The sequence below is a fragment of the Stenotrophomonas sp. YJH_SMC_64 genome (assembly GCF_059371375.1).
The window spans coordinates 111,599-134,993 of the sequence record NZ_JCAFUN010000012.1 but is presented as its reverse complement, the minus strand read 5'-3'; the positions used below and the strand labels follow the sequence as shown (position 1 = coordinate 134,993).

At 64.9% G+C, this 23,395-nt stretch carries 17 protein-coding genes and 1 riboswitch; of the genes, 11 read left to right on the top strand and 6 right to left on the bottom strand.

Going from position 1 to position 23,395, the window contains the following annotated elements; translation table 11 throughout:
* Nucleotides 1–46 precede the first annotated feature (46 nt).
* Entirely contained in the window at nucleotides 47–448 is a 402-nt protein-coding gene (locus AC5P9L_RS14460; protein WP_012478764.1) for a c-type cytochrome, read from the top strand.
* On the opposite strand, the gene AC5P9L_RS14455 is transcribed toward AC5P9L_RS14460, so the two are convergent.
* On the bottom strand, nucleotides 442–4,041 hold the full coding sequence (locus AC5P9L_RS14455) for an ATP-binding protein (protein ID WP_043034972.1): 3,600 nt from the start codon (nucleotides 4,039–4,041) through the stop codon (nucleotides 442–444). The genes AC5P9L_RS14460 and AC5P9L_RS14455 overlap by 7 nt on opposite strands.
* 75 nt (nucleotides 4,042–4,116) lie before the next feature.
* On the opposite strand from AC5P9L_RS14455, the gene AC5P9L_RS14450 reads away from it, so the two are divergent.
* The 7 genes from AC5P9L_RS14450 to pnuC all read left to right on the top strand — a co-directional run bounded on the left by AC5P9L_RS14450 (nucleotide 4,117) and on the right by pnuC (nucleotide 12,971).
* Complete coding sequence (locus AC5P9L_RS14450; protein WP_005407620.1) at nucleotides 4,117–4,755, top strand: response regulator; 639 nt, start codon at nucleotides 4,117–4,119, stop codon at nucleotides 4,753–4,755.
* Nucleotides 4,756–5,133: 378 nt separating this feature from the next.
* Complete coding sequence (locus AC5P9L_RS14445; protein WP_005407619.1) at nucleotides 5,134–5,904, top strand: hypothetical protein; 771 nt, start codon at nucleotides 5,134–5,136, stop codon at nucleotides 5,902–5,904.
* Nucleotides 5,905–6,016: 112 nt separating this feature from the next.
* Nucleotides 6,017–8,008, top strand: coding sequence for a peptidoglycan-binding protein (locus tag AC5P9L_RS14440; protein WP_043034990.1), 1,992 nt, complete (start codon nucleotides 6,017–6,019; stop codon nucleotides 8,006–8,008).
* A gap of 244 nt (nucleotides 8,009–8,252) precedes the next feature.
* Nucleotides 8,253–8,660, top strand: coding sequence for a glycine zipper 2TM domain-containing protein (locus tag AC5P9L_RS14435; RefSeq protein ID WP_014645533.1), 408 nt, complete (start codon nucleotides 8,253–8,255; stop codon nucleotides 8,658–8,660).
* A gap of 125 nt (nucleotides 8,661–8,785) precedes the next feature.
* A complete protein-coding gene (locus AC5P9L_RS14430) occupies nucleotides 8,786–9,910 on the top strand; it encodes a phosphotransferase enzyme family protein (protein WP_279915568.1) in 1,125 nt (374 codons plus the stop codon).
* Nucleotides 9,911–10,033: 123 nt separating this feature from the next.
* Nucleotides 10,034–10,129, top strand: a riboswitch (TPP riboswitch).
* 71 nt (nucleotides 10,130–10,200) lie between these two features.
* Entirely contained in the window at nucleotides 10,201–12,390 is a 2,190-nt protein-coding gene (locus AC5P9L_RS14425) for a TonB-dependent receptor (RefSeq protein ID WP_323162818.1), read from the top strand.
* Nucleotides 12,391–12,398: 8 nt separating this feature from the next.
* A complete protein-coding gene (pnuC, locus tag AC5P9L_RS14420) occupies nucleotides 12,399–12,971 on the top strand; it encodes a nicotinamide riboside transporter PnuC (protein WP_180872265.1) in 573 nt (190 codons plus the stop codon).
* Between the two features lie 96 nt (nucleotides 12,972–13,067).
* Here the strand turns inward: pnuC and AC5P9L_RS14415 are convergent, their stop codons facing one another.
* The 5 genes from AC5P9L_RS14415 to AC5P9L_RS14395 all read right to left on the bottom strand — a co-directional run bounded on the left by AC5P9L_RS14415 (nucleotide 13,068) and on the right by AC5P9L_RS14395 (nucleotide 16,665).
* Nucleotides 13,068–13,484 carry a hypothetical protein gene (locus AC5P9L_RS14415; protein ID WP_279915570.1) on the bottom strand — a complete coding sequence of 139 codons (417 nt, stop codon included), beginning with the start codon at nucleotides 13,482–13,484 and terminating at the stop codon, nucleotides 13,068–13,070.
* Between the two features lie 179 nt (nucleotides 13,485–13,663).
* A complete protein-coding gene (locus AC5P9L_RS14410) occupies nucleotides 13,664–14,638 on the bottom strand; it encodes a Dyp-type peroxidase (protein ID WP_043034960.1) in 975 nt (324 codons plus the stop codon).
* Nucleotides 14,639–14,761: 123 nt separating this feature from the next.
* A complete protein-coding gene (locus AC5P9L_RS14405; protein ID WP_043034959.1) occupies nucleotides 14,762–15,130 on the bottom strand; it encodes a VOC family protein in 369 nt (122 codons plus the stop codon).
* A gap of 68 nt (nucleotides 15,131–15,198) precedes the next feature.
* Complete coding sequence (locus AC5P9L_RS14400; RefSeq protein ID WP_495230643.1) at nucleotides 15,199–15,966, bottom strand: helix-turn-helix transcriptional regulator; 768 nt, start codon at nucleotides 15,964–15,966, stop codon at nucleotides 15,199–15,201.
* Nucleotides 15,967–16,089: 123 nt separating this feature from the next.
* Nucleotides 16,090–16,665, bottom strand: a complete 576-nt coding sequence (locus AC5P9L_RS14395; protein WP_043034956.1) for an OmpO family porin — start codon at nucleotides 16,663–16,665, stop codon at nucleotides 16,090–16,092.
* A gap of 584 nt (nucleotides 16,666–17,249) precedes the next feature.
* Here AC5P9L_RS14395 and hsdR point away from each other — a divergent pair.
* The 3 genes from hsdR to AC5P9L_RS14380 are packed head-to-tail and all read left to right on the top strand — an operon-like array spanning nucleotide 17,250 to nucleotide 23,389.
* Entirely contained in the window at nucleotides 17,250–20,615 is a 3,366-nt protein-coding gene (hsdR, locus tag AC5P9L_RS14390) for a type I restriction-modification system endonuclease (RefSeq protein WP_043034954.1), read from the top strand.
* A gap of 18 nt (nucleotides 20,616–20,633) precedes the next feature.
* Nucleotides 20,634–22,076: a class I SAM-dependent DNA methyltransferase gene (locus AC5P9L_RS14385; protein WP_043034952.1), complete on the top strand. Its 1,443-nt coding sequence runs from the start codon at nucleotides 20,634–20,636 to the stop codon at nucleotides 22,074–22,076.
* Nucleotides 22,073–23,389, top strand: a complete 1,317-nt coding sequence (locus AC5P9L_RS14380) for a restriction endonuclease subunit S (protein WP_052504362.1) — start codon at nucleotides 22,073–22,075, stop codon at nucleotides 23,387–23,389. The genes AC5P9L_RS14385 and AC5P9L_RS14380 overlap by 4 nt, the downstream gene beginning before the upstream one ends.
* Nucleotides 23,390–23,395 lie beyond the last annotated feature (6 nt).

Below are 23,395 nucleotides of genomic sequence, written 5' to 3'. Positions count from 1 at the left end.
AGCGTCGCAGCCCGTCGCTTGCCACACACCGCTATCCTGCCCGCCCATGCGTGCATCATTCCTGCTCATCGCTGTTGCCGTGGCCCTGGCCGCCACGGCCTGCCAGCGCCCGCCTGCAGCGCCCGCCCCGCCGGAACAGGCGCAGCAGCAGGCCATGCAACGCGCGTTCGAGTTGTGTGCCGGCTGCCACACCGTGCAGCCTGGCGGCATCCACCGCTTCGGCCCGAACCTGCACGGCGTGATCGGCCGTCGCGCCGGCAGCCTGCCCGACTACGGCTATTCCGACGGCATGCGCCGCGCCGACATCACCTGGTCCGCGCAGACCCTGGATGCGTTCCTGCAGTCACCCACCCATGTTGTACCGGGCACACGCATGTACAACGCCTTCCCCAGCGCCGAACGCCGTGCGCTGGTGATCGCCTACCTGCAGCAGCAGTCGGCTCAGTGAGCCAGGCGCTGCAACTGCTGTTGCAGCCGCGCCACGAATGCCGCCACCGCGGTGAACAACGGCACCGGATCGGTCTCGGCCGCATCCTGCAGGCGCTCGACCAGGGCATTGGCCTGCGCAGCCAGCACCGTCGCTCCCACCGCGCCCAAGCCACCGGCCTGGCGATGCAGGTGCAGCGCGGCAGCCTCACGGTCGCCGGCCTCCAGCGCGCGCTGCACAGCGGCCAGGTCACCTGCACTGGCCTGCAGCAGGCTGTCGCGCAACTGCTCGGCGACCGCGCGTGAGCCGAAGCGCCGCTGCAGGCTGTCCAGATCGGGCAGCGTCCTGTCATCGACGGCAGCGGACTCGGCCAGCGGCTCCTCGAACCGTTGCCCCTGCGCCTGCGGCAACCAGCGCAGCAGTGCCGCGCGCAGTGTCGCCAATGACAATGGCTTGGCCAGCACCTCATCCATCCCGGCTTCACGGCAACGACGTGCATCGTCGTCCAGCACGCTGGCGGTCAGCGCCAGTACGGTCAGCCGCGGCTGGCCGTTGCGGCCTTCGCGTTCGCGCAGCAGGCGGGTGAAGGCGAAACCATCCAGTACCGGCATCCGGCAATCGGTAATGACCAGATCAAAGTGCTCCGATGCCAGGCGATCCAGCCCCTGCTGGCCATCGCCGACCAGCACATGCGGTACACCCAGCTGCTGCAGCCGCCAGGCCATCATCGCCTGGTTGGTCGGATGATCTTCGATCACCAGCACGCGTGCCTGGCGCAGCGCCGGCGGCAGCAGCGCCGCCTGTTCCTGCTCGGCGACCAGCGCTTCAACATCACTGCTGCCGGCTTCCACCAGCGACAGCCGCACCTCGGCGCGGGTGCCCTCGCCCAGCGTGCTGTGCAGTTCCAGCTCGCCGTCCATCATCTGCACCAAGCGCTGGCAGATGCTCAGGCCCAGGCCGGTTCCACCATGGTCGCGCTGGATGTACGCACCGGCCTGGGTGAACGGCGCAAACAGGTGCTGCAGCTGTTCCGGTGCGATGCCGATGCCGGTATCGGTGACGCTCAGGCACAGCGGCTGGCTGCCGTCTTCGGCGGTCGGCCCCAGCACTTCCAGCTGCAGCCGCACTTCGCCGCGCACGGTGAACTTGATGGCGTTGCTGAGCAGGTTGAACACGATCTGGCGCAGGCGCACGCCATCCACTTCGTGCGCGGCTGCCAGCTGCGGATCAATCTGCACGTGCAGGTCCAGCCCACGTGCACTGGCCTGCGCCGACAACAACCGGCACACGCTTTCCAGCAACGGCCGCAGCGGCTGCGGTACCGGCTCCAGCCGCAATGCGTTGGCCTCCAGCCGCGAGTAGTCAAGGATGTCGTCAAGGATCTGCCGGAGCATCTGCGCCGAATCCTCGATCACGCCAAGGATGCGTTTCTGTTCTGCATCCAGCGGTGAGTGCGCCAGCACTTCCAGCATCCCCAGCACGCCACTCATCGGCGTGCGGATCTCATGGCTCATGGTGGCCAGGAAGCGGGATTTCGCCTCGGCCGCCTGCTCGGCCTCGGCCTTGGCTGCGGTCAGGGCATCCGCTTGTGCACGAGCCTCGCTGGCATCCACCCAGTAGCCACTCCAGGTCACCACACCGGCTTCGGCGGCATAGGGTTGCGCCTGGGTGCGCACCCAACGCGGGCCTGCTCCATTGCCCCGCAGGCGGAATTCCAGCATGAGCGGTGCGAACTGGTGCGCGGCCTGTTCGACCGCCTGCAGGATGCGCGCGCGATCGTCCTCTTCGACGCGCTCCAGCAACATCGTGGCGTCCTGCTCAGCCTGCTGTCGGGTGATCCCGAACAGCGCCTGGAGGTCACCGGCAATGAACGGGAAGCGGAGCGTGCCATCAACCTCGCGACGGGCCTGGTAGACCACGGCAGGCAGGTTGTCGGTCACTTCGGCCAGGCGCTGCTCCAGCTGGCGGCGCCCGGCCACCTCGCGGCGCAGGCGCCAGTAGCCGATGCCATGCACCAGCAGCGCGGTCAGCAGCACCAGCAGCAGCGGTACACCCCAGCGCAGCGTGCTTCGCCAGTCGATGCCGTTGTGGTACTCCACCGCCAGCCAGTCGCCGCGCAGCGCTTCGCGCTCGCGTGGCGTCATCTGCAGCAGCAAGCGATCGAAGGTCGTGGCGAGCGCCGCATGCCGGCGCTCCACGGCCAGTGCCAGCTGGTCGTTGAAGCCCGCGGGCGCGGCAACCTGCAGGCGCCCCGGGAAACGCGTGCGCAGCAGGTGGTCGACCAGGGCCAGATTGCCCACGTAGGCGTCGGCCTCACCATCGATCAGGCGTTGCATGGCCTGTTCGGCGCTGCGCGCGGCGACGATCCTGGCCTGCGGCGCCTGCTGCAGCACGTAACCGCGTACGCGCTCCGGATCCGACAGCAGTACGCGCTTGTCCTGGAGGTCGGACAGGCCCAGCAGCGCCGGGCTGTCGTGGCGGCTGACGATCACGTTCGGCACGCTGATGAAGGGTTGGCTGTACACCCAGTCCGGGCCCAGATAGTGCGAATCGACCGGAATGCCCATCACCGCCTGCAACTCGCCGCGGCGCGCCTTCTCGCGCACCTCGTACCAGTCATGGCTGTTCTGCGCCTGCAGGTTGGCACCGGCCTGCATCAGCCGCGCCAGGTACTCGCTGGCCAGGCCGCTGGGCCTGCCATCCTCGTCGGCGAACGACAATGGGGCGGCGTTTGGCGCGAAGCCGATCTTCAACGGCTGTTGCAGAACCCGCTTCTCGGCCTGGCTGAGCGCCAGCTGCGCCGATGCCGACCACTGCGGCAGGGGCAGCCAGCGTTGTGCCAGTGCATCGCGCTGGGCCTGGCTGGTCGCGGCCAGCGCCAGGTCCAGCGCTTCGGCCAGCGGTTGCTTGCTGTTGGGAACGCCGAAGTGCATCCGTTCGGGAGGCAGGTCGCTCGGACGCAGCAGGACGACACCCTGCAGGCGCAGGCGTGCGATCAGTTCGGTGGCAACGTAGGCATTGCCTATGTAGACATCAGCTTTGTCGTCTCTGACCATCTGCAGCGCAGCCAACGAGCTGTTTGCGACAAGCTGCACCGCACGCGGGAAACGTGCCCGCACCTGCGGTCCGGTCAGGAAATCCTGCTCGATGACCACCCGCAATCCGTCCAGGTCGGGCATGTTCGAAGCACGCAGATCGCCCGGCCTCCCCACCAGCGCCAACGGCGCCTCGCCATAGGCAGCGGTATAGACCATGCACTGGGTGCGGTCGGCACTGAGACCGACATTCATTACCACGTCGATCTCGCCACGACAGGCCGCATCCAGCACGGATGTCCAGTCGGAATAACGCCTCGCCTCGACCTTCACACCCAGCTGACGGGCGAGAAGCGCCAGATAATCCGGACCCAGGCCAACCTGCTGGCCATCACGGAGGGACTCGAACGGCGGCCAGCCGCTGTCATACTGGCCCACGACGATGCTTGGATGGGCGGCGAGGTACTCGCGCTGCAGGGGACTGAGCGGCAACAGCCCAGGCACAGCCTGTGCCAGCGCCACGGGCAGCACCAGCACGGCCAGCAGCAGGACCAGCCCGCGAACAGCCCAGCTACGCATCGGCGTCGATCTCCTAGAATCCTGACAGGGCCGCGATGGTCGCGGCCCGGCTTGCCCGGTGGCCATACTAGAGCAATGAGCTTGCGCATCATCATCGCAGACGACCACCCTGTGGTCCGTATCGGTACCCGCGCCGTCATCGAATCGAGCGGGGTCGGCCGCGTGGTCGGCGAGGCTGACAGCGCGCAGGCGCTGATGGCCCTGCTCGGCAGCCAACCCTGCGACCTGCTGGTGACCGACTATTCCATGCCGGGCAGCCCACAGGCCGACGGCTTCGCCATGATCGGCATGATCCGCCGCCGCTTCCCCGACCTGCCGGTGCTGATGCTCAGCGTCTCCAACAACCTGGCGATCCTGCGCATGGTGCTCGACAGCGGCGTGCTCGGCCTGGTCGACAAGAGCTCGTCGATGGACGAACTGCCGCAGGCCATCCAGGCGGTCTATCGGGGCCAGCCCTACATCAGCCGGAGCCTGCGTGAGCGGGTCGAGGCTGCGGGCAGCTGGCGCATGCGCGAGGGCGACGGCAAGCCGTTGTCGCCACGCGAGGTGGAAGTGCTGCGGCTGCTCGGCACCGGCATGACGGTGAAGGAGATCTCGCTGCAGCTGCACAAGAGCGTCAGCACCATCAGCCGGCAGAAAGGCGACGCCATGCTCAAACTGGGCCTGAAGGGCGACGCCGAATTGTTCGACTACCTGCGCGACGGCAAGATCTGAGAACCAGATCACACTGTAAGGGCATCTGTCACCGCCCTCTTTGACCGGCCGCCGTTCTGTGCCAAGATGACCCGGCATGGGTTTTCAATGCGAGGTCGAAGGAATCGACCGGCTCATGTCCTCGCTCCCGTCCCAGGTGGATGGGGTGCGGTTTCCTGCCGGCCGTCTGGCCCGGCAACGCTGACCATGGAGAGGCGCATGCATCACCCCCCCGAGCCATGTTGGACCCTGCCGTTGCGGCCCCTGCGCGCATTCGCGGCGTGCCTGCTCGTCTCTCTTTCCGCTGCGGCCTGCAGCGCCGCCGATCCGGCCCCCTCGTCCTCCCAGCCTGGCGCTCCCGTGCAGGCTGCCGATGCGCCCCGACAGGATGTTGCCCCGATGCAGAACACCTCTCCCGACACCGCCGTCACCCCGCCCGACGCGCCGACCGTGATGTATTTCACCTACCAGGTGGACGGTGATGGCGCGACCTCCTACGAGGTCCAGAACGGCAGCGTGGCGACCTTCTGGTTCGGCCACACCTTCACCCTCGATGGCACCACGTATTACACGGGTTTCTCCTGGGATACCCGCGAGCACTACGGCAAGCCGGGCGAGCAGTCGCCGGCCGGTCCGGATGATCGCGCCAACCTCGCCGAGGCCACTTTCGTGCTGGCCGGCGCCGACGCGAAGAAGCCATGGAAGTTCCGCGGCCAGGAATGGACCATCGGCGCGCTGGGCGCGTACGACAAGGCCGACGATGTCGATACCCGGCGCAAGCCGCTTGAACATCGCACCGCCGACGGTCGCCTGCTGCTGGCGGTGCCGACCAGCAGCTTCGACCGCGGCATCAGCAGCACCGGCTATGCACTGCTGCTGTTCAACCCCAAGCGCAGCGAAGACGACGTGGACAGCAAGGTCTGGCGCTATGTCGGCTCGGTGCGTACGGGCGAGGACAACAGCGCCGCCTGCGACGAAGGCAACGTAATGCCCTGCACCGACAGCGATGGCGAACTGGCCTTCGCTGCCGACGGCAACGGCCTGCCGCGACTGACCGTGACCTTCAAGGGCACCACCATCGAAGGCCCCGGCAAGACCCGTGCGCTGGGTGCCGGCGACGCCGTGCACTACACCTTCGACAGCGCGACCCAGCAGTACGTCGCGCCCTGATAGCACCCGCCCACGCGCGGGTTTCCTGTTGACCGACATGTTCTTGACTCACGGATGAGTCCGGTTGGCGATTCGCGGCATGCGCCGCTCCATCAACCCCGAGGAAAACGTCATGGCACAGCATGACTACAGCAGAAAGGAAGTCCTGGACATCGTCGAGCAGGTCGCCCGGCAGAAAGGCCTTCCGGTCGATGACTTCATGCGCTTCGCGCACATCGAGACCGGCGGCACCTTCAACGAGCGCGCCCACAACACCTCGTCCGGCGCCAAGGGCCTGTTCCAGTTCGTGCCCGGCTCCGCGCGCCAGTACCACCTGACCGGCCACGAGTTCGACCCGACCCGCAACACCGAAGCGGCCGCAAAGATGTACCAGGACAACCTGGACTCGATGGCACGCCGCAACGAGCGCACCGGCCACCCGTACCTGTCCGGAGGCAGTACGCCGACCGGCCTGGACCTGTACCTGGCCCACCAGCAGGGCAGCGCCGGCTATGGCTCGGTGCAGACCGCGATTGCCACCGGCACCTTCGGCGTGGTCCGCAACGGCCACGGCGAAGAGATCAACATGCGCCGCAACGTGCTCAACCAGATCGGTTCCGATGCCAAAGCGCTGACCGGCCACACCCTGGCCGAGATGCGCGGCATGAACGATGGCGACCTGGCGCGGACGTTCTCCAGCTACTACATCCACAAGTACGCGGCGATCAGCATTCCGGAAAAGAACATCGAACCGCAGGCGGTGGCGCCGGGCCAAAGCCAGGCCCCGGCAGCGCCTGCACAGGCCAGCGCAGCCGTGGCGGCGGGTGCAGCCACGCTGGCGGCAACCGCAGCGGCGGCCACCGCGCCGAAGCCGGGCATCGAACTGCACGCCGCCTACGAGGCCGGCGTGAAGTACGACCACGTGAAGTACGCCATCAACATTCCGGGTCACGCGCTGTACGTACCGGGCAAGACCGGCAAGAACGTGGAGCAGGGTTACATCGACTGTTCCGGCTGGGTCGGCACCCTGCAGAACCGGACCATGGACGAGATCAACCAGAAGGCCGGGCACGCGGTCTTCAGCAAGGCCGATCGTATCGACCTGGGCAACCTGGGTTCCGGCGGCATCGTGCGCAAGGCATTCGACCAGTCCGGCGTGCTGCTTGACCGCGACGCGATCCTCAAGCCCGGTGCGCTGAAGGAAGGCATGATCATCGGCCTGGATACGGCCAGGACCCGCCACGAGCACTGGAACGGCATCGACCACATCGTGATGGTGGTGCGCGACCCCACCACCGACAAGCTGCTGATCAGCCAGTCCTCCGGCAGCAAGGGCGTGCACACCATGCCGGTCGAGGACTACCTCAAGCAGGTGAAGGACCACCCGAACTGGAAGCTGTACGCCTCCGATCCACTGTCCAAGGCGCGCGACCTGCTGGAAAACCGCACCCCGTCGCACGAGCAGGCCCAGGGCAAGCCTGCCGCCGAGCACAAGGCCGCTGCCACGCCGCACGCCGAACTGTACAAGCAGGGCGCGCACAGCGAAGGCGTGCGCAAGGTGCAGGAACAGCTGGGACATCTGGGCTATGTCGGTGCCGACGGCAAGCCGCTGGTCGAGGATGGCCGCTTCGGCCGCAACACCGACGCGGCGGTGCGCCAGCTGCAGAAGGACAACGGCCTGGTGGCCGACGGCATTGTCGGGGCGAAGACGCTGGAGGCCATCAAGGAAGCCCGCGAGCGCCCGCTGCTGAACGACGAACGGCACCCGCGCAATCCGCTCTTCATCCAGGCCAGCAAGGGTCTGGAACTGTTGCCGGCCGGCACCTTCAAGGATCGCCACGCGCTGGAAAGCGCCGCCGCGGCCCTGACCAAGGAGGCGCATGCCGCCGGCCTGCAGCGCATCGACACGGTGGTGCCCAGCCCGAACGGTGAACGCCTGTTTGCCGTGCAGGGCACGATCGGTGACCCGGCGGCCAGCCGCGTGGCGGTGGAGGCCCGAGCCGCCAGCGAGCAGAGCATCGCGCTCAGTAGCGGTGCCGTGCAGGGCGCGCCTAACGTGCTGCACCAGCAGCAGGACGCCCAGCAGGAGCAGGCCCGGCAGGCACAGAAGGCGATGGGCGTCTAAGCCTGCAACGCCTTGGCAGAGAAGGGAGGGCCACGTCCGCGTGGCCTTTTCCCTTTCTGCCAGCTGAGCGGCCGAGGCCGCTTTCAGCCTTGCTTCATGCCGCCTGCCGCTAGATGAATGCGCAAGCCGCACGGTGGACCAGGCAATGTTCCGGCAATGTTGGAACGTCAGCGTGGTCTCCACGGCAGCCGGGGCGCCCGCGCCCTCCTGCCCAGCGTGGCATGCACCTCACAGGAGAACGAACATGCTCAGTACTTCCACACTCAGCTTCCGTGGTCTGGCGATGGCCCTGGCACTGGTGGCCGGTGTCGCCGTGGTCAGCGATGCCAGCGCGATGTCGAGGAAGGACAAGCGCACCCTGGTCGGCGCCGTGGTCGGTGGCGTGGCCGGCAACCTGCTCTCCAACGGCGATCCCGCTGCCACCGTCGGCGGCGCCGTGGCCGGCGGCGCGATCGGCAACCTGACCACCTCCGACCGCCGCGACCGCCGTTACTACGACAATCGCCGTTACGACGACCGCTACGATCGCCGTTACGACCGTGGCTACTACCGCAGCGGCTACTACGACCGCGGTGATGACCGTCGCTGGCAACGCGAGCGCTACTACGACAACCGCTACTACCACGACCGCGGTCGCCATCGCGGCTGGTAAGCAGCGCGGCATCTTCCATGCCGATGCACGGACGGGCGGGTCGATGACCCGCCCGTTTGCGTTGGCCGCGTGCATGGCGTTGAATGCGCAGCCTTGGATGTGACTTTCCCCACTGGGGCTGCGGCATGACTTCTTCCTCCCACCGCGTGCAGGGCCTCAACAACGACGAGGTCGCTGCCGACTGGCCACCGATCAGCGCGGCGGACATCGCGTGGCTGCGCCAGCACTACCCGCAGCTGGACGAGCGCAGCCAACCGCACTGGCACAGCCCGCGGCCGCTGTCGGCTGCCGCCATCGTCAACGGCGCGAACGGAGCGGTGTTCGTCAAGCGCCATCACCACAGCGTGCGCAGTGCGGCCTGCCTGGAAGAAGAGCACCACTTCATCGCCCATCTCGCCGCAGCGGGCGTACCGGTGGTGCAGGTGCTGCCAGCGGCCGATGGCCACACGGCGGCCGAACATGGCGAATGGACGTTCGAGCTGCATGCGATCGGCGTCGGCGAGGACCTGTACCGCGACGCCGTGTCGTGGTCGCTGCTGACCGATGTCGCGCAGGCCCGCGAAGCCGGGCGCACACTCGCGCAGCTGCACCGGGCCGCCGCCAGCTACCACGCGCCCCAACGCAGCACCCATGTGCTGGTCGCGCGCGACGATCTGATCCGTGCCGACGATCCGATCGCGGCCATCGAGGCAGGGCTGCACGAGCGTCCCGGGCTGGCCCGCTACCTCGCGCGCATTCCATGGGAAGCGCAGCTGCAGCGCGACGTGCTGCCGTGGCATGCCGGCCTGGCCGAGCGCCTGCGCGATGAGCCACGGTTGTGGGCGCACAACGACTGGCACGTTTCCAACCTGCTGTGGCGCGATGGGCAGGTCAGCACTGTGCTGGATTTCGGCCTGGCCTCGCCCACCAGTGCGCTGTTCGACCTCGCCACGGCGATCGAGCGCAACGCGGTGGCGTGGCTGGAACTGGAGCGCGGCATGGAGGCGGTGCGCATCGATATCGCGCTGGCCCTGCTCGACGGCTACCGCCAGGTGCTGCCGCTGTCGGCGGCACGCGTGCACCTGCTGGCCGACCTGCTGCCGATGGTCCATTTCGACTTCGCACTGTCCGAAGTGGAGTACTTCGAAGGCGTCACCGGCTCGACCGCCAATGCCGACGTCGCGTGGCAGCCCTTCATGCTGGGGCATCCGGCGTGGTTCCACAGCGCGCCGGGACAGGCACTGCTGCAGGCGCTGCACGCGGCGGCGTGACCCGGTTGGCGCACCATTGGGGTCAGATTCCTTTCCTGCGGAAAGGGATCTGACCCCGCAGCCTGGACCCCGCAGCCTGAAGGACGCCGGCTCGCAAATCCGTACCATTTGTAGTGAAATGGTCACCTGAAGCGGGGGTGCCTGGATCTGCCAGGCTGAGAGAGTCCCTTGGAACCTGATCCGGTTTGCACCGGCGTAGGGAGCTTTGAGCCGCAGCCACACCCCCATCATGGGCCCTGTGCACCTGCGCGCCGTCGCTTCGTCTCCCTTGTTGTCCGAAGACGAACCGAATGAACCGCTGCCTGCGCCCCACCCTGCTCTCCCTCGCCCTCTGCGCTGCGCTGCCACTGCACGCCAGCGAGGCCGATGCGTCCCCTGATGCGGCTGCCACCGGCGCCGAGCGCTCGCCCACCGAACTGGCGGCGGTACGCGTGCAGGCCGGCAAACCGAAGGCCGATACCTCACACGTGAACGCCTTCGGTGGCGGCAGCTGGAAGGACACGCCGGCCTCGGTGAACGTGCTTGAGCGCGATTACCTGGACCGTCGCCAGGTGCGTTCGCTGTCCGAGCTGGCCAGCAACGATGCCTCGCTGGGTGATGCGTATGCGCCGGTGGGTTACTACCAGAACGTCGCCATCCGTGGCTTTGCCCTGGACGCCGCCACCGGCTACCGCTTCAACGGCCTGTCCATCGCCGGCGAACAGCGCCTGGCGCTGGAGAACGTGCAGTCGGTGGAGATCCTCAAGGGTGAAGCCGGCCTGGCCGCAGGCGTGATGGCGCCGGGCGGCATCATCAACTACATCGGCAAGCGCCCGGCCGAAGTGCGCACCGCCACGCTCAGTACCGATTCGGAAGGCTCGCGCTACGTCGCCGTCGATGTCGGCCACTGGATCACCCCGCGTTTCGGTCTGCGCCTGAATGCCGCATGGGATTCCAGCAACTCCTATGTCGAGCACGCCGACGGTCGCCGCAACTTCTACTCGCTGGCCGCCGACTGGCTCATTGGCGAGCGCGGCAAGCTGGAAGTGGATGCCAATTACCAGACCAGCTCGCAGCGTTCGGTGTCCGGCTACCAACTGCTGGGCGCACGCGACCTGCCGCGTGGCGTCGACCGCGAACACCTGCTGGGTTACCAGCCGTGGCAGCGCCCGGTGGATATCGCCAGCACCAACATCACCGTGCTGCATACCTACGACTTCAACGAGGCCTGGCAGTCGCGCGTCTCGGTCGGCCACAGCCGTTCGGTGATCGATGACAACGTCGCTTTCGCCTACGGCTGCTACTACGCCGTGCAGTGCGCCGATGGCAGCGTGCCGGGCAACTACTTCGCGCCCAACGGCGACTACGACGTCTACGACTACCGCAGCCCGGACGACACCCGCCGCAACCAGCAGGCCCGTGCCGAGCTGCGTGGCCGCTTCGAGACCGGCAGCGTCGGCCATGAGCTGACCGTCGGTGCCGACTACTTCCGCCGCACCGTGGACAAGCGCCCGAGCGTCAACGAGTACGTCGGCACCAGCAACATCCACGAAGCACCGGTGCCGGTATTCGCGCCGTCGCCGAAGATGCCGGGACCGTCCGCACGTCGCCTGGACAGCCGCCAGACCGCGTTCTTCGCGCTGGACCGGATGAGCTTCGGCGATGACTGGCAGTGGCTGGCCGGTGGCCGCTTCGTGCGCCTCGATGAGCGCGCCTACGACAAGCGTGGCACCCCGCAGCGGCACAGCCGCTTGTCGCGCTTCCTGCCGCAGACCGCGGTGGTGTGGAAGGCCACCGACCAGCTCAATGCCTATGCCAGCTACGTGCGCGGCATTTCGCTGGGCCAGGAAGCGCCGTTCTGGACCAGCAACGCCGACACCTTCCTGCCGTCCGTGCAGTCGCGGCAGCTGGAAGTGGGCGTGAAGTACGTGCCGGTCGAAGCGCTGACCCTGGGCGCGGCCGTGTTCCGCATTTCGCAGCCGTACCAGTACGCCAGGCCAGACAGCAGCGACGTCGGCTACACCTTCGTCGAGGAAGGCACGCAGACCCACACCGGCCTGGAGCTGACCGCCAACGGCCAGCTGACCGACGCACTGCAGATCGTGGCCAGCGCCAGCGTGCTGCAGGCGCGCGCGCGCGACACCGGTACCCCGGCCTATGAAGGCCATCAGCTGGTGAACGTGCCGAAGGTGCGCGCCAGCGTGCACCTGGCCTATGCGCTCCCGTTCGTGCAGGACCTGGATGTGACCGGCGGCTGGCGCTATGCCGGTGCCAACGTGGCCCGCGCCGACGGCGGCGTACGCGCACCGGACTACTCGGTGTTCGATGCCGGCCTGCGTTTCCAGCATCGCCTGCACGAACGCGCGGTGACCTGGAACCTGTCGGTGGACAACGTGTTCAACCGCTTCTACTGGCGCGATACCGGCAGCAGCGGCGGTGACTACTACCTGTTCCCCGGCGCACCGCGACAGGCGCGCCTGTCGGTGACGTTCGCGCTGTGAGCGGCGTGATGCTCGAGTGGACCGCCGCACTGTGCAGCATCCTCGGCGTCTGGCTGATGGCCCGGCGCCGGCTGGCGGCGTGGCCGGTGGGCCTGCTGTCGGTGGCGCTGTATGGCCTGGTGTTCGCCGAGGCCAAGCTGTACTCGGACACCCTGCTGCAGATCGCCTTCGGTGGTTTCCTGGTCTATGGCTGGCTCAACTGGCGACAGCATGCCGCCGATGAGGGCAGCATCCGCATCGTGCCGCTGGCACGCGGCACGCTGCTGCGCGACCTGGCCATCGGCCTCTGCGGTGGCGTGGCGCTGGGTGCGGCCATGCACAGCTTCACCGACGCTGCCCTGCCGTGGTTGGATGCGCTGCTGACCGGTCTGAGCCTGGTCGGGCAATGGTGGCAGGCACGCCGCCACGTGGCCTGCTGGTGGGTGTGGATCGCAGTGGACGTGGTCTATGTGGGTGCGTACCTGTTCAAGTCGCTGCACGTGACCGCCGCGCTGTACGTGTTCTTCCTCGGCCTGGCCGTGTTCGGCCTGCGCGCATGGAGCGCGGCCGCGCGTGAACCGCAGGTGGCGCCGGTGCGTTGATGCGGATGGCCGGGCTGTGCGCTGGCCATCCACAGTAGAGCCACGCCATGCGTGGCTGGAGGATCACCGGTAGGCCCATCCACGCATGGCGTGGATCTACCGGTCAAGCACCAGACCCAACCGCAGCGGCTGGCGCATGTCGGCAGGCGGTGCGGCCTGCAGCGGCGCCGCCTGCAGGGTCGCGCGCAGGTCCGCATCCACCTGGCGGTCACCCAGGCTGTCGAATTCCAGCTTCGAGATGCGGCCATCCGCCGCGATCCATACGCTCACCGGCAACGGCGTGGGCGTATCCGGGTGTGCCCGCAGCCATTCCAGCACGCGCTGCGCCTGCGGGTCCTGCTCCTGCTGCAGGCGCTGCTGCAGCTGCCCCCCCACGGCGGCGGCATAGGCCATCCAGTGTGCAGGAGCTTCCTGCGCGGACACCCCGGCGCTACCCAGTGCCAGCGCACCGAACAACCCGGCCAGTGGCCGCCACCAGCGGCGTGCACCGGTTGTGTTCCTTGCCATCGCCATCGCCCGCCCCTGCGCTCTCATCCAACCGCTGATGGTCGGCGCGGTAGATGACAGACAGATGGCGGTACAGTAGAGCCACGCCATGCGTGGCTGCTACGGGCAACGTGCGCACCATCCACGCATGGCGTGGATCTACTGGAACAGAGCGCCAGTAGCATGCGCAAGGACGAGAGCCGCGATCAGTCGCCCAGGTCGGCCAGCACCTTGCGCGAGGGCGCGAAGAAGGTCACGCCGGTGGTGGCGGTGGAGAAATCAAGGATGCGGTCATGCAGCGGTGCGGGATTGCCGATGAACATGCGCTCGAGCATCTTCTCGATCACCCACAGGCGGCGCGTGTAGCCGATGAAGTAGGTGCCGTACTCGCCGCGACCCGGGTTGGCGAACGGCATGTTGTCGCGCAGGATCTCGTGCTCGCCGTCGGCATCCTCGATGGTGCACAGCGTCTTGTGCGACTTCTGCGCATCGGCCGGCGCATCATCCAGCTCGATGTTGTCGTGCTTGGTGCGGCCGATGATCGCTTCCTGCGCTTCGGTCTTCTGCGCGCGCCAGGCATCGAGGTTGTGCAGGTACTTCTGCACCACCACGTAACTGCCGCCGGCATGCTCCGGGTCTTCCTCGCCCACGATGGTGGCTTCCGGCAGTGACAGCCCTTCCGGGTTGGCGGTGCCGTCAACGAAATCGAGCAGGTCGCGGCCATCGAAATAGCGGAAGCCGGCCACGTCATCGACCGTCTCCACCGCATCGCCAAAGGCCATCAGCAGGTTGCGCTCGAACGCCACGATCAGGTCCATGGTACGTGCACGGACGTGGTACAGCAGGTCGCCCGGCGTGGACACGGCGGTGTGGGTCGCGCCCTTGATCTCGCGGAACGGCTGCAGCTCACGCGGTGGCGTGGTGCCCACCAGCGGCTTCCACACGCGGTGGCCGATGGCCACGTTGCAGGTGAAGGTGCGTTCGATCTCGCGGATGGCGGTGTTCTTGATCAGGTCGTCGGTGCTGGCCAGCACCTCGCGTGCCTTGGCGATCGACGCCTCGTCATCCTTCACCTTCAGCACCAGGAACGCCGCCGAATGGGTCAGTGGCGCGGTGATCTGCTGCGGCTCGTTGTCGAGCGTGTGGTTGACGGCGGTGATCGGTGCGGGCTGGGAGTTCACGGCGGTTCCTGCTGGCTTGAGGCGGGCGCATCGCGTGTGGCGATGTGCGGGCGATCATAGCGGAACCGCCTGACCGGGGACGGAGCGGTTCTCGTTCCGTCCACCGGCGAAGCTACGAAGGCCTCAGTCCACATCACTCCAGACCGCCAACTCGTAGCCATCCAGATCGCGGAACTGGAAGCGGCGGCCACCAGGGAACGCGAACACCGCCTGCACCACCTCGCCCCCAGCGGCAGTCACACGCTGCTGTGCATCGGCCAGGTCCGCGCAGTAGAGGATCACCAGCGGCCCGCCGTGGGCACGCACCGGCGCGTCGGCCACGAAGCCGCCTTTCAGGCGGCCATCGTCGAACTCGGTGTAGGCCGGCCCGTAGTCGGTGAAGTGCCAACCGAACACCTCGCCGTAGAAGCGTTTGCTGCGGGCAATGTCGGCGACGTTGAATTCGATGTTGTCGATGCGGCATTCGGCATCGTGGGGTGCGACGTGGCTCATGGCGTGGCTCCGTGGTGGGAGCCCCAGCTTCAATCAGCGCGGTATCGAGGTCTTGAACGAAACGGCCATCATTGGCCCCACTCCAGACGCAGTTCGCGTGCGGTCATGCCACTCAGCTCACGCGCCTCGCGACTGAGATGGGCCTGGTCGGCATAGCCGGCCTCGGCGGCCAGCATCGCCAGCGAGTGCTGCGGCAGCGCGCGGCTGTGGCGAAGAAAACGTTGCAGGCGCAGGATCCGCTCCAGCGTCTTGGTGCCGTAGCCGAACTGCGACTGGCTGAAGCGCCGCAGGCTGCGCGGACTCAGGCTCAGGCGTGCCGCCAGCGTATCCAGCGTGGCGTCACCAATGGCGAGCGCCTGGAACAGGGCATGTGCACGCTGCGCCGGGGTATCGAGCGCGGACGCACCCATATGCTGTTGCAGGCAGTGCGCCATCCGCTGCAGGCGCTGTGCAGGCGCGGTGTCACCAATGGAGGCCGCCGCCTTGCTCGCCCACGCGCCCTTCAGATCGGCCAGTGGCACGGCCTGGCCGATGATCTCGGCCAGGGGCAGGCCCAGCGCGGCCAATGCCTGGCCGGGACGGAAGCGTGCCCCCAGCACCTGCGCACCGGGTGCCAGCGCCGGGTGCGCGGCCACGCGGTCCGGGCCGACCACGAACAACGCACCGTCGCGCCAGAGGATATCCACGCAACCATCGGGCAGTACGGTGATGTGCCCACCGGCATCGTCAGGAAGCTGGCTCTGCCACAGCTGACCAAAGTGGCCGCGCAGCGGCGCAGGCGCCGGACGCTCCTGGTAGGCCGTGCCGGTACCTGCGAGAGAGGAAGGGTCGCCCATGCCACATTGTGGCGCCACAGGGCCCATAAAAGTGAAGCCCGGCGCGAGGCCGGGCTTCGGTTGGCGTGTGGGAGAGAGAGAGAGTCACACGCCAGCACAACACGCACTAACGACAGGCGTTTGTTACCAGGTGAAGCGCGGGCCCACGAACCACTCGCGGTCGCCGGCCTTGGCCAGCTTCACTTCGCCACTCAGGCCCCAGTTCTGGTTGAACTTGGCGGTGGCGCCGACACGGCCGTAGAACTCGCCGTCCGGGTTGATACCGTGCTTCTTGCTGAAATCTTCGTAGCCGGCCATCACGTAGCCTTCCACGTACGGATTGAACGCGGTGCGCACGCCCACTTCGGTGGAGTAGCCGTTGAAGTCCAGGCCGCGCTTCTCGTCGTACTTCTGGTACGCAACACGGGCCACCAGATCGGTGTTCGGTGCGATGCCGTAGTTGTAGCCGACACCCAGGCGCCACTGGTCGACGTCATTCTTGAACTTGTCGGTTTCCTGGGCGCTGTAGTCGCCAAAGACGTGGAAGTTCGGGTGCACCGCAACGGAACCCTTCACCTTCCAGCCATCGGCGTCGCCGCCCTTGGCATCGGTGTTCACGTAGCCGCCTTCAACGTAGTTGTACGACAGGCCATCGGTTGCCGATGCAGCGAACGGCAGAGCAGCCAGAAGACCCAGGGCAAGCAGCGAATTCTTGTTCATCGGGACACACCTTTAATTATTTTGGTTTCGTCGACCGCCTCCCGGGAGGGGGAGAGAAAGGAGGCGGTCGACAGGTGTGAATTATCCGTTAGGGGGTCTAATCAATCCTGAATATTGAACTGACTGGTGTATAAATAAGGCTGGCGTTCAGGGAACTCCGCATTGCTGTGAAATGACCGTGCTCGCATGCACTCGCATCGGCGACCAGCCTCTCCACCCGCCGAGTAGACGCCAATCAACCAGACTTGCTCCAGCAAAGGAAATTGGGCGAATCGAAAGCACAACTGCTATGCAATTCATGGATCCAGCTCGCTCCCCTTGCGCCGGTAGGCACTGGATCTGTTCCTCGATGAGAGCCAATCTTCATGCCTCTCCTCGCATTTGGGACAACCTCTACGCCGGTAAAGCTCGGCCCAGGGTCCTCCGGCAGATCAGTACTCAGAAGTCCCAGACAGGGAAGCGCCCTAGAACCTGCGACAGCCCTTGAACTGCCTTCACCGGCAGACCCTGCCAATTCTCTACGTGTGGTCCCCGTCGGATAGAATCGCTATAGGCCCACAGGGGGGCCGTCCAGGGGATGGAGAATGGCCGAACCACAACGCTCCAATTTTGCGCATCTAGCTCGAGTTCAGGCAGATCTGGCTCAACTTGGCGGCCGAGCGGAGCGCTTTTTCAGCGAGGACCCTAATACCTGCCTGCTCAAACTGCGCCAGTTCGCTGAACTGCTGGCCCAGCAGGTTGCCGCTCGCGCTGGGCTTTATGTCCCGGAGGAAGACAATCAGGCAACCCTGCTTAGCCGTCTTCGGCAGAGGGGCTGGCTACCGCGCGAAGTGGCGGATCTGTTTCACTGGATTCGCAAAGCCGGCAACCAAGCCAACCACCAATTGAACGGTAGTCACGCCGAAGCCCTGCAGGGTCTCAAGATGGCGACCCAATTGGCCGTCTGGTTCCAACGCAGCTTTCATGACTCGGCTTTCAGAGGCAGCGCTTTCATCCCCCCTCCTGCGCCGGCGGAGGATGCTGCAGAACTCCACAAGCAGATGGCCGAACTGGAGATCAAACTCCGGCAATCCGATGCCGCGCTCAGGACCGAGGCGGAAAAATCGGAAGCCGTGGCCCGACAACTGGTACAGGCCAAAGCCGACGCCAAACTCTGGGAGGAGCTCGCCCAGTCCTTCACCAATGAAGCGGATGCCAGCAAGGCACAGCTAGCCGAACTCAGGGCGCTGCAGTCCCAGGCGGCCGGCCAGTCGGCCGCATTCATGACCCAACTGCAGCAGGTTGCCAATCAGGCGGCAAGCCGGCTCGACCTTGACGAAGCGGCCACCCGGGTGCTCATCGACCAGCAACTACGCGACGCTGGTTGGGAAACCGATTCCGAGGCGCTCAACTACCGCAGCCACCGCACCGTGCCCGAATCGGGCCGGAACATGGCCATTGCCGAATGGCCTTGCGAGGGTGGTGACCGTGCTGACTACGCCTTGTTTATCGGCACGCGACTGGTCGCCGTGGTCGAGGCCAAGCGTGCCAGCAAGAATGTTTATGGCGACATCGAGCAAGCCAAGCGCTATGCCCGTGGCATCATCGGCGACGGCGGTGAGTGGCTCGATACTCAATGGCAGGGTAAGTACAAGCTGCCGTTCGTCTACGCCACCAATGGCCGCCCGTTCCAGCGCCAGTATCAGATGGCCAGCGGGGTGTGGTTCTGCGACCTGCGTCGGGTACAGAACACCAGTAAGCCGCTGGAAGGTTGGCATACGCCCACCGGTCTGACCGAGCTGCTCAAGCAGGACATCGACGCCGCGGCTGCAAAACTTGAAGCGACCCCGGTGGAATTCGAGTTCCCGCTTCGTCGCTACCAACGCGATGCCATCTTGGCCGTCGAGGCCGCGATAAAGGCTGGCCAGCAAGAACTGCTTGTGGCGATGGCTACCGGCACTGGCAAGACCAAGACCTGCATTGCGCTGGTGTACCGACTGCTCAAGGCGCAGCGGTTCCGCCGAATCCTTTTCCTGGTTGACCGCAGCGCCTTGGGCGAGCAGGCCGCCGACAGTTTCAAAGACACCCGCATTGAGAACTTGCAGTCCTTTGCCGACATCTTTGGCATCAAGGAAATTGACGAAGCACGGCCGGAGGCGGAAACGATGGTCCACATCTCCACCGTGCAGGGCATGGTCAAACGGGCTCTCAATAGTGAGAACGGCGGGATCCCAATCGACGCCTACGATTGCATCGTGGTTGACGAGTGCCACCGCGGTTATCTTCTCGACCGCGAGATGTCGCAGGCGGAGTCTGACTTCCGCGACCAGTCTGATTACATCTCCATGTACCGCCGCGTGCTGGACCATTTCGATGCGGTGAAGATTGGTTTGACGGCCACACCTGCTCTGCACACTACCGAGATCTTCGGCAAGCCGGTATTTGTGTATTCCTACCGGGAAGCAGTGCTGGATGGCTGGCTGATCGACCATGACCCCGCCACGGTCATCAAGACCGAGCTGAGCGACAGCGGCATCCATTACGCCAAAGGAGACGAGGTGCTGGTGCTCAACGCCCAGACCAAGGCGGTGGACAGCTACAGAACGCCCGACACTCTGAATTTCGACGTGAGCCAGTTCAATAAGAAGGTGCTGACAGAGTCCTTCAACCAGGTTGTGTGCGCGGAACTGACCCGGCATATCGACCCTTATGGGCCGGCCAAGACCCTGGTGTTCTGCGCGACCGATGAGCATGCCGATCTGCTTGTACGTCTGCTCAAGCAGGCTTACCAGGATGCCGGTTTCGATGAGGTTGGCGACGACACCATCGTGAAGATCACCGGCGCCTCGGACAAGCCGCTGTCGCTGATCAAGCACTATAAGAACGAGAATAATCCGACCATTGCCGTAACCGTGGACCTGCTGACCACCGGCATCGACGTGCCGGCCATCTGCAACTTGGTATTTCTGCGGCGGGTAAACAGCCGCATCCTGTACGAACAGATGCTGGGCCGTGCAACCCGCCGCTGCGATGACATCGGCAAGGACGTGTTCCGCATCTTCGACGCGGTGAACCTGTACAAGACCCTTGAACCCGTCAACAGCATGAAACCGGTGGTGGTGAACCCCGGCATTGACTTTACCCAGTTGATTGGCGAAGTCTCAGAGCATGCTGGCGAGGACATCGCCACTCAGGCCCGTGACCAAATGTTGGCCAAGTGGCAGCGCAAGAAGCGTCACCTGACCGAGGTGCAGGTGGCAGCGCTGGAATCCACTGGCACCAAGGTCGATGAATTCGGCAACTTCCTCAAGAGCAGCGACATCCATGCATTGGCCCAGTGGTTCAAGCACCATCCGGGGCTGGGCGAATTGCTGGACAAGGCACGGGAGTACCCGAGGGACCCGGTGGTGGTTTCTCAACACCCTGATCGGATTGCCGAGGTCAGCCCGGCGTACGGCAAGCCGGAAGACTATCTGGAGCGTTTTGCCCAGTTCATCAAGGAGAACGGCAACATGCTCCCGGCTTTGGTGGCCGTGGTGCAGCGCCCGCGTGACCTGACTCGCAAGGACTTGAAAGAGCTCGTCGCCGCACTGGAAGGCAACAACTTCGACGAAAAATCCCTTACCCACGCTTGGGCACAAGCCAAGAACCATGAGATTGCCGCCCGCGTGCTTGGCTTCGTGCGGCAGGCGGCACTGGGCGAGGCCCTGGTGCCTTGGGAACAGCGTGTGGACAATGCGGTGCAATCGCTGATCGCAAAGCGTGGCCTCAACCCAAACCAGCAGAACTGGCTGAAGAAGATCGCCGCGCAGATCAAGGCCAACATCGTGCTCGACGAGCAATCCATCAACGAGGGCCCGCTGCGCGAACAGGGTGGGTTCCGCCGCCTCAACCAACTATTCGAAGGCCAGCTCAACGAGCTACTGGCCGATATGAGTGAAGCCATATGGCTGCACGCAGCCAATCAGTAACCGAGAGAATTCAGAGCAATGGACAAGATGACCTCCGATATCGTCGGAAAGCTGTGGAACCTGTGCAACGTTCTCCGTGACGACGGTGTCACCTACCATCAGTACGTTAGTGAGCTGACCTGGTTGCTATTCCTGAAAATGGCCAAGGAAACAGGTGCCGAAAGCGAATTACCCGCCGGCCACCGTTGGGATGATCTGGAGCGCACATCCGCTCCTGATCGCTTGGAGTTCTACAAGACGACACTAATTCACTTGGGCTCGCATGGCAGCCGCCTGAACCGCGAGATCTTCGCCAACGCCAGCAGCTTCATCAAAAAGCCCGCCACGCTGACCGCACTGGTGAAGGCCATTGATGCCATCGACTGGTACAGCGCCAAGACTGAAGGCCTGGGGGACCTCTACGAAGGCCTGCTGGAAAAGAACGCCAACGAGAAGAAGTCCGGCGCGGGCCAGTACTTCACTCCGCGGGTACTGATCGACAGCATGGTGGCGCTGATGCAACCGCAATTGGGTGAATGCATCCAAGATCCGGCCGCCGGCACCGGGGGCTTCTTAATTGCGGCTAACCACCACATCCGCGAGCACAACGACATGTATGCGCTGGATGAGAAGGCCTACAAACGCTTCCGCCGACAATTCCACGGCATGGAGCTTGTGCAGGATACCCATCGTCTAGGCCTGATGAACCTGATGCTGCACGAGCTGGATTCAGATGAGGACGCGGGTCTGCGTTTCGGCGACACGCTGTCCAGGGAAGGTCAGCAGTTGCCGAAGGCCGATCTGATCCTGACCAACCCACCGTTCGGCACGAAGAAAGGCGGCGGCTTGCCGACTCGCGACGACTTCACCTATCCCACTAGTAACAAGCAGTTGGCGTTTCTGCAGCACATTTATCGCTGGCTCAAGCCCGGCGGTCGCGCGGCAGTGGTTCTGCCGGACAATGTGCTGTTCGAGGCCAACGTTGGTGCGGATGTCCGTCGCGATCTGATGGAAAAGTGCAACCTGCACACCATTCTGCGCCTACCCACCGGCATCTTCTACGCGCAGGGGGTAAAGACCAATGTGCTGTTCTTCACTCGCGGCAAGACCGACAGGGGCAATACCAAAGACGTGTGGGTGTACGACCTGCGCGCCAACATGCCGCAGTTTGGCAAGCGCACGCCGCTGACGCGAGAGCATTTCGTCGCATTTGAAGATGCCTTTGGCGACCAACCGGATGGATCGGCCAAGCGCAGTGACACCGGCGTGGAGGGGCGCTTCCGCAAGTTCAGCCGTGGCGAGATCAAGGCGCGCGGTGATTCGCTGGATATCGCGTGGCTGAAGGATGAGAGTGGCGCAGCGGCTGGCGAGCTACTGCCACCGGAGGACTTGGCGCAGCTGGCCATTGCCGAGCTGGAAGGGGCCATGGATGAGTTGCGCGCCATCCTTGCTGAGTTTGGAATTGAGGAAGAAGACGCATGAACGCGCTACCCAAGAGCTGGACTGAGACCACTCTCGGCGCGGTGATTGATTACGGCAAGGCCGAAAAGGTGGAGCCTGACGCCATCGCGGACGACGCGTGGATTCTTGAGTTGGAAGACATCGAGAAAGACACTTCGAAGATCATCAGTCGGGCAAGCTTCGGCGAGCGCAAATCGAAAAGCACAAAGAATCGCTTTTACAACGGCGACGTTCTCTACGGCAAGCTACGTCCGTACTTGAACAAAGTAGTCGTAGCCGATGCCGATGGGTACTGCACCACCGAGATCGTTCCGATCACACCGACTGAAGTCACGGACAGTCGCTACGTTTTCTATTGGCTCAAGCATCCGCGCTTCCTCAGTTACGTCACAGAGGTGAGCCATGGGTTGAACATGCCACGCCTCGGCACCGACACCGGCAAGGCCGCACCATTCGTACTAGCGCCACTGTCTGAACAAACCCGTATCGCCGACAAGCTCGACGCCCTGCTGGCCCACGTAGATGCGGCGCGCGGACGACTTGATTGCGTGCCTGTGCTCCTCAAGCGGTTTCGCCAATCAGTGCTGACCGCAGCCACCAGCGGCGAACTGACGAAGGAGTGGCGTGACGGGAAGAAAGCGGAGTGGCGCGAGACTGATCTTCAGTTTGTCGCGCAAGTCGGCACTGGCTCCACGCCGCTGCGAGCCAACAAGTCATTTTACGCTGAGCAAGGAACACCCTGGATCACGAGTGCCGCGACTTCGGAACGATTTGTGATCAGCGCGGAAGAGTTTGTGACTGCAGATGCCATTAAGGCACACCGTTTGAAGGTGTATCCAGCCGGGACGCTTCTAGTTGCTATGTATGGAGAAGGAAAGACACGTGGCCAAGTTACCGAACTTGCGATTCCAGCGACCATCAATCAGGCCTGTGCCGCAGTACAGGTCGATGAAGGAAGAGCAGATCGACGATATGTTCGGTTTGTTCTAGAAGCGAACTACTACGCAATGCGTGAGTTGGCAGAGGGCGGAAATCAACCCAATCTCAATCTTACAAAGGTGAAAGAATTCCCAATCTTGATTCCTCCACTTGATGAGCAAGCTGAGATCATCCGCCGCGCCGAAGCACTGTTAGCCCAAGCCGATAAGGTGCACGTCCAGTACGAAGCCGCCCGCTCCCGGGTGAGCAAGCTCACTTCCGCGCTACTGACCAAGGCCTTCCGCGGCGAACTGGTGCCACAGGATCCGCAAGATGAACCTGCTAGTGCGCTGCTTGAGCGCCTCCAGGCCGCCAAGGCTAGCGCGCAAAAGGCGATGAAGCAGCGGCGCAAATGATCATCC

Coding starts and splice junctions, on each gene's coding strand:
- AC5P9L_RS14395 (WP_043034956.1), bottom strand. CDS start 16,665: ATGAACAAGAATTCGCTGCTTGCCCTGGGTCTTCTGGCTGCTCTGCCG.
- AC5P9L_RS14460 (WP_012478764.1), top strand. CDS start 47: ATGCGTGCATCATTCCTGCTCATCGCTGTTGCCGTGGCCCTGGCCGCC.
- pnuC (WP_180872265.1), top strand. CDS start 12,399: ATGCTCGAGTGGACCGCCGCACTGTGCAGCATCCTCGGCGTCTGGCTG.
- AC5P9L_RS14445 (WP_005407619.1), top strand. CDS start 5,134: ATGCAGAACACCTCTCCCGACACCGCCGTCACCCCGCCCGACGCGCCG.
- AC5P9L_RS14400 (WP_495230643.1), bottom strand. CDS start 15,966: ATGGGCGACCCTTCCTCTCTCGCAGGTACCGGCACGGCCTACCAGGAG.
- hsdR (WP_043034954.1), top strand. CDS start 17,250: ATGGCCGAACCACAACGCTCCAATTTTGCGCATCTAGCTCGAGTTCAG.
- AC5P9L_RS14380 (WP_052504362.1), top strand. CDS start 22,073: ATGAACGCGCTACCCAAGAGCTGGACTGAGACCACTCTCGGCGCGGTG.
- AC5P9L_RS14450 (WP_005407620.1), top strand. CDS start 4,117: ATGAGCTTGCGCATCATCATCGCAGACGACCACCCTGTGGTCCGTATC.
- AC5P9L_RS14385 (WP_043034952.1), top strand. CDS start 20,634: ATGGACAAGATGACCTCCGATATCGTCGGAAAGCTGTGGAACCTGTGC.
- AC5P9L_RS14425 (WP_323162818.1), top strand. CDS start 10,201: ATGAACCGCTGCCTGCGCCCCACCCTGCTCTCCCTCGCCCTCTGCGCT.
- AC5P9L_RS14415 (WP_279915570.1), bottom strand. CDS start 13,484: ATGGCGATGGCAAGGAACACAACCGGTGCACGCCGCTGGTGGCGGCCA.
- AC5P9L_RS14405 (WP_043034959.1), bottom strand. CDS start 15,130: ATGAGCCACGTCGCACCCCACGATGCCGAATGCCGCATCGACAACATC.
- AC5P9L_RS14435 (WP_014645533.1), top strand. CDS start 8,253: ATGCTCAGTACTTCCACACTCAGCTTCCGTGGTCTGGCGATGGCCCTG.
- AC5P9L_RS14430 (WP_279915568.1), top strand. CDS start 8,786: ATGACTTCTTCCTCCCACCGCGTGCAGGGCCTCAACAACGACGAGGTC.
- AC5P9L_RS14455 (WP_043034972.1), bottom strand. CDS start 4,041: ATGCGTAGCTGGGCTGTTCGCGGGCTGGTCCTGCTGCTGGCCGTGCTG.
- AC5P9L_RS14440 (WP_043034990.1), top strand. CDS start 6,017: ATGGCACAGCATGACTACAGCAGAAAGGAAGTCCTGGACATCGTCGAG.